This window comes from Chitinophaga sp. YR573, assembly GCF_900110995.1.
In the GTDB taxonomy this organism is placed as follows: Bacteria; Bacteroidota; Bacteroidia; order Chitinophagales; family Chitinophagaceae; genus Chitinophaga.
Window position 1 is genome coordinate 209,350 of sequence record NZ_FOJF01000003.1, and the last position, 16,700, is coordinate 226,049.

12 protein-coding genes are annotated in these 16,700 nt (G+C 42.3%); 5 read left to right on the top strand and 7 right to left on the bottom strand.

What is annotated here, in order from left to right; translation table 11 throughout:
* Nucleotides 1-35 precede the first annotated feature (35 nt).
* The 7 genes from BMW86_RS27295 to BMW86_RS27325 form a co-directional block, all read right to left on the bottom strand.
* Nucleotides 36-1,037 (bottom strand): L-histidine N(alpha)-methyltransferase, encoded by a 1,002-nt coding sequence (locus tag BMW86_RS27295; protein ID WP_089786175.1) that lies wholly within the window; start codon nucleotides 1,035-1,037, stop codon nucleotides 36-38.
* Nucleotides 1,038-1,049: 12 nt separating this feature from the next.
* Nucleotides 1,050-2,216, bottom strand: a complete 1,167-nt coding sequence (gene egtB, locus BMW86_RS27300; protein WP_089786177.1) for an ergothioneine biosynthesis protein EgtB — start codon at nucleotides 2,214-2,216, stop codon at nucleotides 1,050-1,052.
* 11 nt (nucleotides 2,217-2,227) lie between these two features.
* Complete coding sequence (locus BMW86_RS27305) at nucleotides 2,228-3,784, bottom strand: ABC transporter permease/substrate-binding protein (RefSeq protein WP_089786180.1); 1,557 nt, start codon at nucleotides 3,782-3,784, stop codon at nucleotides 2,228-2,230.
* Entirely contained in the window at nucleotides 3,771-4,718 is a 948-nt protein-coding gene (locus BMW86_RS27310) for an ABC transporter ATP-binding protein (RefSeq protein WP_089786182.1), read from the bottom strand. Before BMW86_RS27310 ends, BMW86_RS27305 begins: the two co-directional genes overlap by 14 nt.
* A 57-nt stretch (nucleotides 4,719-4,775) precedes the next feature.
* Nucleotides 4,776-6,161: a mercuric reductase gene (locus BMW86_RS27315; protein ID WP_089786184.1), complete on the bottom strand. Its 1,386-nt coding sequence runs from the start codon at nucleotides 6,159-6,161 to the stop codon at nucleotides 4,776-4,778.
* Between the two features lie 10 nt (nucleotides 6,162-6,171).
* Nucleotides 6,172-6,453, bottom strand: coding sequence for a DUF427 domain-containing protein (locus tag BMW86_RS27320; protein ID WP_089786186.1), 282 nt, complete (start codon nucleotides 6,451-6,453; stop codon nucleotides 6,172-6,174).
* 457 nt (nucleotides 6,454-6,910) lie between these two features.
* On the bottom strand, nucleotides 6,911-7,765 hold the full coding sequence (locus BMW86_RS27325) for an RpnC/YadD family protein (protein WP_089786189.1): 855 nt from the start codon (nucleotides 7,763-7,765) through the stop codon (nucleotides 6,911-6,913).
* A gap of 206 nt (nucleotides 7,766-7,971) precedes the next feature.
* Between BMW86_RS27325 and BMW86_RS27330 the strand changes: the two genes are divergently transcribed.
* The 5 genes from BMW86_RS27330 to BMW86_RS27350 all read left to right on the top strand — a co-directional run bounded on the left by BMW86_RS27330 (nucleotide 7,972) and on the right by BMW86_RS27350 (nucleotide 16,696).
* Entirely contained in the window at nucleotides 7,972-10,431 is a 2,460-nt protein-coding gene (locus tag BMW86_RS27330; RefSeq protein WP_177189416.1) for an XrtN system VIT domain-containing protein, read from the top strand.
* 4 nt (nucleotides 10,432-10,435) lie between these two features.
* Nucleotides 10,436-11,740 carry an exosortase N gene (gene xrtN / locus BMW86_RS27335; RefSeq protein ID WP_089786194.1) on the top strand — a complete coding sequence of 435 codons (1,305 nt, stop codon included), beginning with the start codon at nucleotides 10,436-10,438 and terminating at the stop codon, nucleotides 11,738-11,740.
* Between the two features lie 230 nt (nucleotides 11,741-11,970).
* Complete coding sequence (locus tag BMW86_RS27340; protein ID WP_143056710.1) at nucleotides 11,971-12,549, top strand: RNA polymerase sigma-70 factor; 579 nt, start codon at nucleotides 11,971-11,973, stop codon at nucleotides 12,547-12,549.
* A 64-nt stretch (nucleotides 12,550-12,613) separates the two neighbouring features.
* The gene (locus BMW86_RS27345) at nucleotides 12,614-13,600 is read left to right on the top strand and encodes a FecR family protein (protein WP_089786199.1); all 987 of its coding nucleotides are present in this window, start codon (nucleotides 12,614-12,616) and stop codon (nucleotides 13,598-13,600) included.
* Nucleotides 13,601-13,789: 189 nt separating this feature from the next.
* A complete protein-coding gene (locus BMW86_RS27350) occupies nucleotides 13,790-16,696 on the top strand; it encodes a TonB-dependent receptor (protein ID WP_089786201.1) in 2,907 nt (968 codons plus the stop codon).
* The last annotated feature ends 4 nt before the right edge of the window (nucleotides 16,697-16,700 follow it).

The following is a 16,700-nucleotide window of genomic DNA, read 5'->3' on the forward strand; positions in this document are numbered from 1 at the left end:
CAAAAAAGCCTCTTTGTGAAAAGAGGCTTTTTTAATTAGCTGCATAACCACACACAATCCACAAACCATTTCTTCTCATCAAAGAAATTAGAGACTGGTTTAAAACCTGTCTGTATCGCCAGTGTTTCTGTTTCTGCCAGACTATATTTCTGAGAGATCTCCATATAAATGGGTTCATGTACGGCGAAGTCGAAAGTATGTGTACCGATATGTACCTGCTGATTTTCCAGGCTTACCAGGTAACTTTTACAAGCGCCTGTTCCGGGATCGTAAGTAGGGTAGTGGTCGAATTTACTGATGTCGAAATCTGCTCCTAACTCCTTATTCATCCTATGTAACAGATTCAGATTGAAATTGCGTGTAATGCCTTCTGAATCATTATATGCATTCAATATTATCTGCGGATGTTTCTTTAAATCAAAACCTGTTAACAGGATATCTCCTGGTTGCAGATAATTGCGCAGCTGCCTGCAGAATTTCTTTGTTTCAGCTGGCGTAAAGTTACCGATATTGCCGCCCATACACAGTACCAGCTTACTTTTGGAAGAGAGTATATTAGCCTGGTGCAGCATCTCGAAATATTCACCATTTAATCCATGTAATTGCAGGGACGGTAATTTCTCCGGCAAGGATTTTTCCAGTTGATGAATAACGTTAGCGGATATATCAACAGGATAATAAGTGAAGTCGGGATCAATCTGTAACAACTGTTCTAACAGGTGTATTGATTTGGTAGCATCACCGGCGCCCAGCTCCACCACATCAAACTGACGGCCGTAAGACTGCACAAGCTCCATGATCTGAGCAGACTGCTCACGTAATATTTCCATCTCACAATTAGTTGGATAATATTCATGGCAATTCATGATCTGCTGAAAGAGAGCATCTCCTTTAGCATCATAAAAATATTTTGAATCGAGATACTTGTTGGTAGCTGTAAGACCGCGTAATACATCCTGATAAAAAACTTCCTGTGGGTCCTGTAGCTCTACAACTCGCTTACATAATAACGGGTTCATTACGGTGGTGGTTGCCATAACAATTTTGTATTAGATGAATAAGTTTTGTTTTGCCAGTCTGATACCGGTAAACTGCCATCTTAAAGAAGGATTGAAGAAGTTCCGGTAGGTGATACGGCTGTGATTTGGAGGAGTAACCTCTGAACCTCCACGCAGTACCATCTGACTGATCATAAATTTGCCATTATATTCTCCGATAGCACCAGGTGCTTTAGTAAAGCCGGGGTAGGGCAGGTAAGCGCTTTCCGTCCATTCCCATCGTTGTCCCCACGATAGTTTAGGGGCTGCTGCTTCCCATTCAAATTCTGTTGGCAGGCGCATTCCTTTCCAGGCGGCATAGGCAGCTGCTTCATAGTAACTGATATGACAAACAGGCGTTTCTGGTGTAACAGGTTGTAATCCCTGCCAGGTATAATGCTGCCATTTTCCATCCAGGTGATGCCAGTACAGTGGTGCTTTTACCTGGTTTGTTTTTACCCAGTCCCAGCCTTCTGCATGCCAGTGACGGAAGTCGCTGTAACCACCTGCTTCCATGAAAGCAAGATATTCTGCGTTGGTCACCAGTTGTGTACTGATGGCATAATCCTGCAGATATACGGAATGCCTGGACAACTCATTATCAAAACAGAATCCTTCTCCTTCATGACCTATCTGGTAAATACCAGCCGGCATGATCAGGAAATCTTTATTTTTCTCTTCAATCTTATTTACCCCTGCTTTGCTTTTATCATAAGCTGGTAATAAAGGATTATGTCCGAGAATGTATTTGATATCTGTATATAATAATTCCTGATGTTGTTCTTCATGATTCAAGCCTAATACGATCAGTGTTTCCAGCTCTTTCGAAACAGGATTATCCAGCAAAAGATGCATGGCTTTATCCACGTATTCGCGGTAGCGCATCACATCTTCAACCGCCGGACGGCTAAGGTTACCACGGTCTGTACGTACTACGCGGGTACCTACGGATTCATAATAACTGTTGAATACAAAGTTGTAATCAGGATCAAATTCTGTATACCCCGGAAGATGAGGTTTTAGCAGAAAGGTTTCAAAGAACCAGGTAGTGTGTCCGAGATGCCATTTCGGCGGACTTACATCCACTATTGGCTGTACTACGTAATCTTCCGTTTTTAGTGGCGCGCATATATGAATGGAGCGCTTCCTTACTGTTTCAAAATTATTTTTCAGTTGCATATACCTGGTGGTTAGTGATGCACTAAATAGTTTTTAAGATCTGATATTGATGTGATATTCAATGTTGCGGCCTGTTGCCTGCGCATCATTAAGGCATATGTGTTATTAAACCCGATGGGTGCCAGCCATTTGATATTAAATTTACGGGAGAATTCTTCAGCTACATAGTCATATACTTTTTGATTATCGGAGATAAGTGAATCTATAGTGGGCTGACTGGCCTGTAACAAGACCAACAGGCCGGTGCCGGTATATTCCGGGTAAAGATCTATCTGACCGTTGGTAAGGGCTTCAAAAGCGATCTTTGTGCCCCCCAGGCCTGTTTTTGTGACAGCCTCTATGTCGGTATATCCATTCACAAGCATTTTGTACATGTTTGCCAGTATATATCCATCTCCGAATATTTTAGCCCCTATACGAATACTTCCTTTAGTTCCATGTTTTTCCGGCTGCCATAAATGGTTGGCTACCAGGAAATCTTTTGCTACTACTGCCGGGTCCTGTTTCAGGTAATCTACCCGGTAGTTGAGCTCCGTCATGATACTATCATTAATTATACCAGACAATTTATTCAGCACACTTGTCAGTTCCGGATACTTATCGAGTGTTTCCTGGCGTATAATCGGGGCGGCGTAATAAGGGGGAAAGATGTGTTTATCATCTTTCAGTACTACCAGGTCATAAGCCTTCACACGCCCGTCTGTGCTGCTTCCGCTGATGACATCCAGTTTCTTTTCGTAAATGGCTTTGTACATGACCATGTCGCTGATAACGACGGTCCTGATATCTAATCCGTAGGTTTTTTTCAATCCCAGGTTACCGTCTTTTCTGCCCATGAATTCCGGTGTAAATCCCGCCAGTAGCTTAGTTCCGAATGCGGCAGGCAATAAATAGAAAGCCGATAGCCCAACAAATAGAACAGGTAATATGTACAAGCCTTTTTTCGCTTTACGCAGGTTCAGCTTTTGGAGTAGAGACAATAACCAGTCGAAAATAATCGCCAATAAGGCAGCTGGTATCGCTCCTGCGAGTATCATGTTGGTGTTGTTCAGGGCTATACCTCCAAAAATGAATTCGCCGAGGCCACCGGCGGCAATATATGCTGCCAATGTGGCTACGCCTACATTGATAACGGTAGCGGTACGGATGCCTGCCAACAGCACCGGCATGGCTAATGGCAGCTGTACTTTATACAGGAGCTGGCGTTTGCTCATACCCATGCCTATGGCAGCGTCTGTCACGGTAGGGTCCACCTGTTGAATGCCTGTGTAGGTATTGCGGATAATTGGTAACAATGCGTAGAGGAACAGCGCAACAATGGCAGGTTGTGCGCCTATGCCAAGCAGGGGTATCATAAAACCGAGCAGGGCGATACTGGGGATGGTTTGCAATATCCCGGCTATTCCGAGTATTGTGCCTGCCAGTTTTTGTTTGCGGGTGATGAGGATACCTAATGGTAAACCAATCAGTACTGCCAGTAGTAATGAGATAAATGTAAGGCCGATATGCTGCAGTGTTTGTTCCAGCAATTTACCTGATTGCTGTTGTACAAAGTCAAAAAAGCCCATGCTTATATTGTTTTACTGCATCCATCAATGCGTTTGTGTTTATGGTTGATATTTTATCTTCAAACTGCACAGTTACAGTATCGTGTTCTGTAGTTTGTTCAAGCGCTTCCCAGCAGGAATTATTGCCATTTAATGTGGCATTTTCCAGTGTTCCGTTATTTAACCACTGACGGATGGCTGTCAGTTTTAATGCTTTTAATTCCAGCAGCAAACGTTGTTCTTCGAAAAAAGAGTGTACAAAATCGTTGGCTGGTTTAAATAATAATTCTGCGGGCGTGCCTACCTGTTGTACAATACCTTTATCCATCAGGCAGATGTAAGTACCCAGTTCAAATGCTTCCTGTACATCATGGGTGACGATGATCACGGTTTTGCTATGTAATTCATCCAGGTTACGGAACTCTTTTCTTACACTGGCTCTTGTGACGGGGTCTAATGCCCCGAATGGCTCATCCATCAGTAATACCGGCGGATCTGCGGCTAGTGCACGTGCCAGGCCTACACGCTGTTGCTGCCCGCCACTCAGTTGATGAGGGTAGGCATGCAGGTATTCATCAGCTGGTAAGTGCAGTTTTTCCATGAGGGCGGCTGTTCTGTCAGTGATCCTTTTTTTATCCCAGTTGGCCAGCTCCGGAACGATGGCGATATTTTCTGCTACTGTGTAGTGCGGAAATAGTCCGTTATTCTGTAGTACATAACCTATGCTTCTGCGTAAAATTTCAGGTTGCTGTGTGGTAACGGATGTGCCATTCACATAAATGCTACCGCTGCTGGGATCTGTGAGGCGGTTGATCATTCTTAAAGTCGTGGTTTTTCCACTGCCACTGGTACCCAGTAATACCATGGTTTCTCCCTCATTTACCGTAAAGGAAACATTACTTACTACGGTCTTTCCATTACCGAACGACTTACTTACATTATCAAGTTGTATCATAGGCAAGCTATTGGGTATTTATATACTCAGATTGTTACCCGGAAGTAAATTAATAACTTAATCTGCTATAGTGGCAAATAAGTTATTCAGAGATTCTGTATAAAGTGGATGTGCAAAAACCATTTCCTTTAGCTGGGTGGCGGTGAAGCCAGCTATAATAGCCATCTGGAGTACCGACATGACTTCTCCTCCTTCTTCACATAAGATGGCAGCACCTAGTATTTTATTTGTGTCTGCATCTACGATGGCTTTCATAAAGCCCTGGGTATGGCCTGTTTCTATGGCTCTTGCTACTCTTTCCATGCCCAGGCACGCTACCTTTATGTTGAGGCCTTTGTCGCTGGCTTCTTTTTCTGTTAGGCCTATTCTTCCTAACTGTGGATCTGTGAACATGCAGTAGGGAACGGGTCTGTCTTTGATAGAAGCTTCTTTTTTATCCACAAGGATTTTGAGCAGGATCAGGTGATCATTGTAAGCGATATGTGTGAATGCGGGACCGCCTTTTACATCTCCGAAAGCATATATTCCCGGCACTCCTGTTTCCAGTTTATCATTCACTTTAATATATCCTCTATCATCTGCTTTTACACCTGTTTTATCCAGTTGCAGGGCTTTTGTCTGTGGTTCTCTTCCGGTGGCCACCAGCAGGTGAGAGCCGGTTAAAATATGTGATTGTCCGCCGGAAGTGAGTTCCATACGTATGACGTCATTGCCTGCCTGTTCTATCTTTTTTACATTTGCGCTGGTGTGTACGGTGATGCCATCTGTTTCCATAATCTTTCTCACTTCGACGGCTACGTCCTCATCTTCTCTTGATAACAATTGCGGCTTCGTTTCGATGATTGTCACCTGACTGCCGAAACGGCGGAACATTTGTCCGAATTCCAGTGCTATATAGCTACCACCTAATATCAGCAGGTGGGAGGGGAGTGTTTTATTATCCAGTAGGGTTGTATTGGTGAGATATGGAATGGTGTCTATTCCTGTTATATTTGGGATCTTAGGCAGTGTACCGGTATTAATCAGTACATAATCTGCGCTGATTTCTTCCTGACTGCCATCATTTAATTTTACCGACAACGTTTTATCACCGGTGAAGACAGCTTCTCCGTATAAAATCGTCAATCCTTCCGTTTTCTGCAATCCTCTTTCTGCGCCGGATCTGAAGCTGTTGACCACCTGGTTTTTCCGTTCTATAATCTTTTCCAGATTTACTTTGCAATCGCTGACGGTAATGCCCCATTCCTGGCTATGAGAGATGGTATATGCTGCTTTGGCACAGGCGACCATTGATTTGGTAGGAGTACAGCCGTCATTCACACAGGTCCCGCCGATGAATCGTTTCTCCACCAGGACTGTTTTCCAGCCGGCTTTTGCTAATTTTTTTGCAAGCGGGGTTCCGCCCTGGCCGGAGCCAATGACAATTGCATCAAATTTTTTCATGCTTAATAGTTTATTTGGTTACTTCTACACCTTTCCAGAAAGCGATGCGGTCTTTTATTTCGGCTGCTGCTGCTTTAGGGTCCGGGTAGTACCAGGCAGCGTCTTTGTTCACTTTACCGTCTATTGTAACATTGTAATAAGATGCTTCTCCTTTCCATGGGCAATGAGTATGGGTGCTGGAAGGACTTAGCAGAGACATGTTTACTGCTTCTTGTGGAAAGTAATGATTATTCTCGACCACAACTGTTTTATCGCTTTCCGCTATTACTTCATGATGCCAGATTGCTTTCATTTTTGTTGTAGTTTAATAAGTTATAACATGGACCAAATATTATACCAGCAGGGTATTTTTAGTGAATTTAAACAATTAAAGGGGGAATTGTTGCAAGGAGGAGGAAAGAGATATAAAAAAGCCGCTTGAGAGCGGCTGGTGTTTTTTGTTTAGAGGTGTAAGTAGTCTTTAACCGCTTCTATTTCTTCAATTGTCATCTTGGTAATATCAGAAATGAGTTGTGGTTCAAGTCCTTTTTCTTTCATACGGATGATAACTTCTTCTGCCCCCTACAGAGATCCTCTTATATAATTATTTACCAGAATTAATATATGCAGTTCCTTAAATTGGGTATCAAATCCTATCTCAAGCCATTATAAAAAGAGAGAAGAAGGGGAAAAGAATGAAGGCAACAAACACCAGCTGTATAGGGCTGTAATTATCAAATGCTTTAGGAGAAAGCAACTGATATAGTAGTTTAAAGCTTTTCTATTGCTTTAATAGGTAGTTCCGTAATATCTGAAATCAGACTTAACTCAAGTCCTCTTTCCTTCATTTTTAAGGCAGTTTCCTTTTTATTTTTCTTTACACCTTTCTTTTCTCCTTTTTTTACGCCTTTCTTTACTCCCTGCTTTTCACCTTTGGCTTCACCTATTTCCTTTCCTCTGATATAAAGGAAATCTTTTTCTTCTTTGAAAAAACTTGCTACTGATATCATGTCTGCATATTTTACATCTAAATTACGTAATTGTAATAAAACACGCAACTGAGTTAAGTATTTATTTTCTGTCTCTTCTACTTCTGCTGTAACCTTCACCCCATCCATGATAGCTTCTATTACTTTTTTAGGATCATCTTCTCCGAAATCAGCAAGAATAGCCAGTATTTTTTCTTCCGGCCACTTCGATTTTAAGAATATTTTATAATCTATCTGTTGGGGAGAGACGATATTATACCTGAACTTAAAATCCTCTTCGTCAATGCTGGAAAGCATTGTAAGCTTACCCTTACCTACAAACAACACATACTGTTTTACCGGTAACCGGTGTTTACGCTGAAGCATCACACGGTATTCCACCATACGGTAGACCATATCTTTTTCATTCTGAGATTGCAACTCTACATGTAAGATGTAAGTACGATTATTCTGATCCGTTACCTTTTTAAGCACATCCGGTTTTCTCTCTATTGTATGCTGAAGATTATGGGAAATCTCTTCTGCCTGAACAATAGTAAGCCCCAGAATATTCTTAATAATACCCGGTAACGCATATTCCATATTCTCCTTAAAAATCTTATCATACTGATTCGCATGACTACCCTCCATTACCATATCTGGAAATTGACAATTATAAAACGATAGAAGAGGGGAAAATTCTGACAGGCTTAACAAAAAGTGATCAAATATAATAAAATTATTTGCACGATTAAAATACTTTCACTTACTTTGTATCTCAAAGTGAAACGCATCAATTGGCTACTGCCAATTTTTTTATAGTTATATACTTTGTAATGCAAAGTACTTTAATGCCCTATATTATGAGAATTATCAAAGCCCAGCTTAAAGATACTGTATACAAATACGGACTAATAATGTTAGCCCTGTCACTGGTTATTTTTTGTATCCCAGAATGTATCAAAGTAGATAAGGATAAGCTACCAGGCTGGTTCTTCGGTAACTTTATCCTCACCATATCCTACTTCTGCGCACTGATGGGAGGAGGCCGTCTGAAAAGGAATAAAGGACGGGGAGCAAGAGGAATATTCATGGTGTTATTACTCATCAGTGCATACGCATTAAACAGGGTAATGAACGTTTTTGAATCGTCCACCAACTGGTTCTCTGTTTTGTTAATCGTCAGCTGTATTAATTGCCTGGCATTTCCGTACATAGGAATGTTACCACCATGGGGGCGGCATCTGCAAAGCTTCCTGTTAGCCATCTCCCTGTGCTGTTTCGTTTACCTGTCCTGTTACCTGCTACCTATGTATGCCTTCGGCGTCCTCCTGTTTTTTGTATTGGGGATCTCCCTGCATGCTTTTGTAGCACTGTTGTTTGTTATCTATATTATTGCCCTGGCAAGAAAAAACCGTCGTTTCCTGATCAGCTTCTGGTGGGGAATTGGTACCGCCATGCTTATACTGATAGTTTATTGTGCAGTATGGTTATACGCTGTAAGTACAATGAACACCCTTACGTACAAAGCATCTAAAACCGGACTGCCAGCCTGGGTAACCGTAGCACAACAGGCCCCGCATCATTTTATAGCACAAAGAATTCTTAAATCGGAATTAGTGTATACCACTCCTTCTGAATGGGGAGATGATATCTGGTGGCGCACTCCTTCCATATCATTCGATCAGCAAAAAGAACATGATCCATTGGTGGTGACAGCTGTTTTTTTATGCGGTAAGTCAAACCTGGATGAAGAAGAGCGGATCAAAGTACTGAAAGCCATGTATGACTCCCGTCATCAGGCGGAAGAACGTTTGTGGTCCGGAGATGATTTGTATACATCTCATGTGAATACAGCTGCACAGATATGGCCACGGTTACACATGGCCTATACGGAGAAGACAGTCACCGTTGCGAATGAAGGCACTAATACATGGCGCTCACAGGAAGAAGCTCTCTACACTTTTCATCTGCCGGAAGGTGCCGTTGTAAGTTCTCTCTCACTGTGGATTAATAATAAAGAAGAGAAGGGGATATTAACGACTAAGGCCAAAGCAGATAGTGCATATAAAAGGATAGTAGGATATGAAAGCAGGGACCCGTCTGTTGTTCACTGGCAGGAAGGGAACAGGGTGACTATACGCGTATTCCCCGTAGATCAGGGTAAAAGCAGGCAGTTTAAAATAGGGATCACCGCCCCGCTTACAAAAGAAGGAAATCAGCTGGTGTATAAGAATATTTATTTTGATGGCCCTGCTACACGTTATACCCGGGAAGATATAGCGATCAACTTTGAAACAGCACCGGTAGATTTGTATACTCCGGGGCTATTCGAAACAGATAAACAAAAACTGGAAAGACATGGGGGATATACGCCCGACTGGCAAATGGCTTTTAAAGATGAAGGTATTACGCCAAATATTTTTGGAGCTAACGGAAAAATATATAGTATCAACTCTTATAAGAAAGAGTTAACTACCACCAATATCCGGGATGTTTATCTGGATATAAATAATGCCTGGACAGAACAGGAATTTGAAAACGCCTGCACCTTATTTAAAAAGGAACAGAAATGGGTATATAATGATGGGCAGTTGATAACATTAACTGATAAAAATAAATCAACGTTGTTTTCAATGTTGCATGATAATCATTTTTCCCTGTTCCCGCTTTATATGATTAAAGATGTATCAACAGCATTGTTAATTACCAAAGGAACAGATGCCTCTCCTAATATCACAGATCTGGAAGGAGAGTTTGTAAACAAGATGAAAGGATTTTTATCTCAGCATCAGAAAATAATGCTCTATAACCTCGGCGGGGAACTATCTCCCTATATGCGTTCTCTAAAAGAATTCCGGGCATTCCGCTATGAACAGGGAGATGCAGCACAATTAAAAGAACTGGCAGATCATCATCAATTCCCTGCCGATATAGAGAATGAACAACGTGTAGTTGTAGAACCGGCAGGTATTACTATCTCCAGGGCAGAAGGCACCTGCGTACCTACAGCTCCGGACCATCTGCAGCGCTTATTTGCTTACAATCATATCATGCAGCAGACAGGTTCTCAGATATTATATGATCTTCCTGATGGGGACTCACTGGTAGAAGAAGCTAAAGCAGCCTATATTGTTACACCTTTCTCCAGCCTGGTAGTACTGGAAAGGAAAGAAGATTATGACCGGTTCAATATTAAAGACAGTGAGGATAGTCTGAAGAATGCTTCCCTGCAATCTAAAGGATCGGTACCTGAACCTCATGAATGGGCGCTGATCATTGTTACATTACTGGTATTGGTGTATGTGAAATTTAAAAAGTAGGTATATGAGAATGCTCCGGTTATGGCCTTTGCTGATAGTTGGTATTTATGCGGTAGTAATGATAGTAGGATTAAACAATTATATCCACTGGTCTTCTATCGGTTGTATACTGGGAATGATTGCTTTGCCGGTGACAGCTTCTTTTAACAGGAATGCTAAAGGTAGTCAGCGCTTCTTTTGGGCATCGCTGTTGCTTTTTGCATTGTTCATGCTGATACCGGCAAAGACGTTTTTGTATTTGTCTATTGCTGCTGCCGGGTTGTTCTTTACAGAGATATTTTATGGACGTATTAACCTGTTACCGCAGCTGGTACTGATAAGCATGTCTTCATGGGCAGATGCGGTTGCAGACCTGTTTAGCTTTCCTATACGTCTGCAACTGACCAGATGTGCCGGAACGTTATTAAGTTTTACAGGTACGCCTGTGAAAGTACAGGGAAATATGATTAATGAGTTCTCTGTAGATCCTGCCTGTATGGGTTTACAGATGATCATCACCTCTTTATTATGTGGAATGATCCTGCTGGGATTTTATCAGAAAAAATTCGGGAAGACGTTAAAGGGATGGCAGGTGATCAGTATATTATCTTTGATCATCTTATTGAATATCATCGCTAACCTTTTTCGTATTATTTGCCTGGTGAATTTTCGTGTTCCCCCGGATACTTTTACGCATGAGATAATAGGGATTATTTGTCTGGTAGTGTATGTGATTTTACCGGTCATGATAATGAGTAAATGGAGTGTTCAACGTTATGGTATAGTAAATAAGAATCTGAGAGGGACTTATTATATCCGTTCTGCCAGCGGGATGTTAGTACGTCATGTTGTATTGGCGGTATGTCTTTTAATTGGAATGAAACGTACTGGAATTGATAGCCAGGTGGCCACAGGTATTCCACAGGTGGCGGGGTATAATACTTTCTCTTTACCAGGTAATGTGATTAAACTTGAAAACAGCCATTCATTAGTTTATATTAAACATATTCCGGGATGTTATTATACAGAGCATCATCCTATGATATGCTGGAAAGGAAGTGGGTATGAGTTTCAACAGGTGGAGGAAAGATGGGTGGATGGGACAATGGTGTATACTGCCCTTTTGCAACAGGGCAATGATAAATTATATACTGCCTGGTGGTATGAGAACGGGCAGCAAAGTACTACAAGCCAGGTGAAGTGGAGATGGGACGTTTTTAGGGGGGGACATCCTTATTCATTGGTGAATGTAACTGCTATTAACCAGGAACAACTGGAAAAGGAGATAGGGGAGATCAGGCATCTGAAGCCTTTCAGGTTCTTGTTATAAGTACCTGAACAAATTCTGAAAAGCACTTGAACAGGAACAAAACAGGAATTGAACAGGATTATCCTCCGTTTATCCTCCGTCTTTTAACGGAGGATAAACGGAGGATAATCCTGTTCAGAAGCCGATCAGATGCTTGTCACTGCCTTATCAAGGATAAGACGTACAGGGTACACTTATTATCTTCTATTATTTTTCCTGAAAAACATTACCTTAGGTATATATTCCCACGTATGAGTTTGGATCTGCTGACTGACGATCTCCTGTTACGGCTTCTAAAGGCCGGTGATGAAAATGCATTCCGCACATTATATGAACGGTATTGGAAAAGACTGTTCGCCATGGCTTGTTACAAGTTAAAGAATAAAGAAGCAGCAGAAGAGATTGTGCAGAATATATTTGTCAGTCTGTGGGAAAAAAGAGCCGCTTTGCAGATAGAAAAGCTGGAACACTACCTTTTTACTGCAGTAAAATATAAGGTGATAAATTACGTGGATGCCATGCTGGTAAGGCAAGCCAGTCAGAAGAACCTGCCAGGTATTACCTCAGATGAATCTACAGAAGCTACTATCCTGATTAATGACCTGCATCATGCTATCCAGCAGGCCCTGGCCAAATTACCCCCAAAAACAAGAGAAGTCTTTACCCTGAGCCGGTTTGAGAAATATTCCGTAAAGGAAATAGCCCATCATATGAATCTTACTGAAAAAGCAGTAGAATATCATATTACCCAATCCCTGAAATTAATGCGTATAAGTCTGAAAGACTTTATGATCATCAGTGTCCCGGCCATTATTACCCTCCTGAAATAAAACTTTATTTTCTTTTTAGGGGTTTTCTTCCCTGGACTGACTACCTCTATATAACCTTTCTTCCATGGATCGTAATGAATTTCACCTTTTCCTGAAAAAATATGCGGAGAACAGATGTACTCCGGAAGAAATGGAGCTGGTAGACCATTGGTATGAGCTGATAGGAGATGATACTGAGCTGTCTTCCATGCAGGAAGAAGAATGGCAGGAGACTGAAGAAAGGTTATGGGAGAAGATCCAGGAAGATACCCGTAAGCCAGTTCGTAAAATGAGGCCTGTTTACCGCTGGGCAGCAGCAGTTGCCGCTGTATTAATAGGTGCGGCATTTTTCTTTACCAGCCGGGACGCTGACCAACGTTATGTGAATGCCGGCGACGGTAACTACAAAGAAGCCATCAATAAAACAGCTGCCAGTTGTACTTTGAAGATGGAAGACGGAACAGTGATTACACTGTTTCCCGGTGCATCTATGAAATATCCTTTACATTTTGCCGGTACTAAAAGAGAAGTATATCTCAAAGGAAAAGCATTTTTTGATGTGGGGAAAGATGCTAACCGGCCATTTTTTGTATACAGCAAAAAACTGGTGACACATGTATTGGGTACCAGTTTTATGATCTCACCTGCATTGAACGATGAAGTGGAAGTATCCGTGAGAAGTGGCCGTGTAGAAGTATATGAAGATAAAATTATAAAGCCTAATGCCAGCACCGGCGTCATCCTGACGCCCAATCAGAAAGTGATATACCGGCAGTCGGAGAGCAGTTTTGAAACTACACTGGTAGAATCCCCTCAGCCTGTAATACAAAAGAGTGATAGCACGTCTCTGATCTTTAATGATGAATCGCTGCGTGTGGTAATGCAATCACTGGAAAGCTATTATGGGGTAGAGATTGTTGTAGAGAACGAACATTTATATAACTGCCCTTTTACGGGTGGTCTTACACAGGATGATTTATATGCCAAACTGGACGTGATTTGCCAGGCTGTTGGAGCAAAATATGAGATAAAAGGGACTAAGATATTATTGAGAGGTAAAGGATGTTTCTAAAGAGATAGATATTATATAAATTTCACTGATACAAACAACACGTTATGAACACCACACTGCTGTCGGGGTAAGCCCCGTTACTCCCTGTATAAAAAAACCGGCAATGGTTGCAACATTACCGGTCTTCATTCCCATACAGGAAAGATTTCACCGCCAACGCATTATTAACGATTAAATCCACGTAAAAATATGAAAAAAAAGCAACTTGTTGCTTTAATGCTGATTGCAATGAAAGTAACTGCCGTGCAACTCGCGTTCGCCATTCTTTTTATCTCTTCCGTACATGCCACCGCACAGGGGATGCTGGATAAAACTATTTCCATCAACGCTGAGAAGAAAGAGCTAAAGAAAATCATTGCTGATATACAGGGGCAAACGGGCATCCGTTTTATCTTCAGCGCTACAGCTATTCAATCGGAACGTACCATCAGCCTGTCTGTGAAGGACCAGAAACTGGGTACGTTCCTCCAACAGATCTTCCTTCCGCTACATATAGGTTATAAAGTAGTGAATGATCAGCTGTTGCTGTATAACACCGATAATGTGCAACTGGATAGAGAGGTGAGTATCTCCGGTACAGTAAAGAGCAATAAGGGGGAGTTGCTGCCGGGTGTTACCATCCAGCTCAGAAATACCGGATCTTCTGCATTAACGGATGCAGAAGGCCGGTTTGAGCTAAAAAGAGTAGCGCCAGGCAACTATACGCTGGCCGCTTCTTATATTGGCTATATCTCTAAAGAACTGCCGGTAGTAGTGGGAGATGTACCCTTAAACATCAATGTGGAATTAACAGAAGACGTCCTGCAATTGCAGGGCGTAGTGGTTACCGGTGGTAACCCTAAAAAGAAGATAGAGTCCAGCGTGGCGATAACAACAGTGAGCAATAAAGATATTGAGGCCCGGGCGCCACTCAACAGCACAGACCTGCTGAAGGCTATACCCGGACTCACAGTAGAAAGCACCGGTGGTGATGGCCCCGGTAATGTATGGGTGAGAGGCTTCCCGCAACAGGGCGGATATATCTTCCTGGGGATCATGGAAGACGGACTGCCCGTAATACCTACCGGTTATAACTCCGTTCCTTCAGCTGATCAGTACTACAAAACAGACCTTACTGTGAAAAACGTAGAAGCAATCAGGGGCGGTAATGCGGCTATCCTGATGGCGAATACGCCAGGCGCAGTAGTGAATAACCTGAGCTATACCGGTGCAGATCATGCCTATGGAAAAGTGAAACTCACCAGTGGTTTATCACAGGATTTATACAGAGCGGATGCTAATGTAGGTGGAAGAATCAGCGAAAACGTGAAGTATAATGTAGGCGGATTTTTCAGAACAGACAAAGGTATTGTGTCTCCTGGATACACAGCTAATCAGGGCGGACAAATCAAAGGAAATATGACCTTCGGTTTCAAAAACAAGAAAGGCTTTGTAAGAGTATACGGCAAATACCTGAACGATAAAGTACAGTGGATGCTGCCCGGTTATTACTCCTACGACGGTTCCGGTAAACCCCGCGCTGTGGATGGGTATGACCTTTTTAGCCAGTCGCTCGCTACCATAGATACCAAATGGAGTTATACCGATCCTTCCGGTAAAACACATAACTACGATCTCTCAGATGGTATCCATACCAAACTGGGATATGGTGGTTTCCAGTTTAATTACATGACAGACAATGGCTGGCAGATCAATAACAACTTCCGCTACCAGACTGCCAAAACCAACTACACAGTAGGCATTCCTATCGGTGCCAGCGCTTATTCGTCCGGCAACTATTACTATACCGATGGTACTGCTGCTGCATTTAAAACAGGAGAGAACATCGTTACAGCAGTAGCATTGGCGCAGAACAATCAGGATAAACAAATCATAGATTATCTTGATTTCAGAAAAAAGATAAACAATCACCAGCTGACACTGGGTACAGGGATCTACCAGTATAATGTGAATAATAGTCCGAATAACACATTCCTGTTCTTCCAGGAATTAAAGGAACATCCCCGCCGTTTACTGGCTGGCAGCGCTACCGGCAATGGTATGATACCTTTGTCTACCACTACAGTGATAGGTAATACCCGCACACTGTCCGCTTATGTGAGTGATGAAATTACATTAAATGAAAAATGGCGTTTGGATGTAGGTTTCAGGGCAGATAACGATCATATTACAGGTAAAAGACCTTATTACGGCGTGAAGGCTGATGGCAGTGGAGATCCCTCTGTAGCGGCTACTACCACTATCGCAGGATATACTGATTATACAGAGAACAATACTAACTGGGCTGCTTCAGTAGGTCTGAACTATAAAATCAATGAGGCCATAGCCATGTTTGGCCGTGCTACAAAAGCATATAACAGTCCTAATATTACTGATTATAACGCTACTACTTTCGATCCGACAACGATCAAGAAAAGACCTGTTTACCTGGGAGAGCTGGGCGTGAAATATGCACAGGGTAGTGTATCCCTCTTTGCATCTGCCAGTTACTCTGCTATCAAAAACGTATCCCTCACCATCGCAGTACCTACTACTACAGCAGGTCTGCAGAACATTCTTGCATTCGGTTCTACCCGTACGTATAGCGCGGAATTTGAATTGTCTTACCGCCCGGTTAAACAACTGGGGCTCAGATTAACAGGTACTTTACAAGACTCAAAATACACTGACTATAACGCTTCCACCAAGACCAATCCTTCCGTATTGGCAGAGATGGGCGACACTACCTACAGTTTCACAGGAAAGAGAACAGAAAGAGTACCCGTGCTGAACACGGAGCTTTCTGCTACCTACGACCTGAAACGTTTTAACATCAACCTCTCTGCTAATTACATCGGCAGCAGGTTTACTTCTCCTTCTGATAGTTATAAACTGCCTGCCTATGTAGTAATGCGTGGTGGAATAGGATATGATATCACAAAGAAGATCGCGTTAAAAGGTTGGGTAGATAACCTGTTAAACTCGAAAGTACTGACGGAAGGTGATGTAAGAGGTGACCAGTTCCGTAATTTCTCTACCGTAACCAAAGGTACTGTGATGGCAGGCAGAACAATCCTTCCACGCAGCTTCTGGGCTTCGGTTTCTTATGAATTCTAAAACC

Bases quoted from the DNA above. Each gene is read 5' to 3' on its own strand.
- BMW86_RS27295 (WP_089786175.1), bottom strand. From the start codon at position 1,037: ATGGCAACCACCACCGTAATGAACCCGTTATTATGTAAGCGAGTTGTA.
- egtB (WP_089786177.1), bottom strand. From the start codon at position 2,216: ATGCAACTGAAAAATAATTTTGAAACAGTAAGGAAGCGCTCCATTCAT.
- BMW86_RS27305 (WP_089786180.1), bottom strand. From the start codon at position 3,784: ATGGGCTTTTTTGACTTTGTACAACAGCAATCAGGTAAATTGCTGGAA.
- BMW86_RS27310 (WP_089786182.1), bottom strand. From the start codon at position 4,718: ATGATACAACTTGATAATGTAAGTAAGTCGTTCGGTAATGGAAAGACC.
- BMW86_RS27315 (WP_089786184.1), bottom strand. From the start codon at position 6,161: ATGAAAAAATTTGATGCAATTGTCATTGGCTCCGGCCAGGGCGGAACC.
- BMW86_RS27320 (WP_089786186.1), bottom strand. From the start codon at position 6,453: ATGAAAGCAATCTGGCATCATGAAGTAATAGCGGAAAGCGATAAAACA.
- BMW86_RS27325 (WP_089786189.1), bottom strand. From the start codon at position 7,765: ATGGTAATGGAGGGTAGTCATGCGAATCAGTATGATAAGATTTTTAAG.
- BMW86_RS27330 (WP_177189416.1), top strand. From the start codon at position 7,972: ATGAGAATTATCAAAGCCCAGCTTAAAGATACTGTATACAAATACGGA.
- xrtN (WP_089786194.1), top strand. From the start codon at position 10,436: ATGAGAATGCTCCGGTTATGGCCTTTGCTGATAGTTGGTATTTATGCG.
- BMW86_RS27340 (WP_143056710.1), top strand. From the start codon at position 11,971: ATGAGTTTGGATCTGCTGACTGACGATCTCCTGTTACGGCTTCTAAAG.
- BMW86_RS27345 (WP_089786199.1), top strand. From the start codon at position 12,614: ATGGATCGTAATGAATTTCACCTTTTCCTGAAAAAATATGCGGAGAAC.
- BMW86_RS27350 (WP_089786201.1), top strand. From the start codon at position 13,790: ATGAAAAAAAAGCAACTTGTTGCTTTAATGCTGATTGCAATGAAAGTA.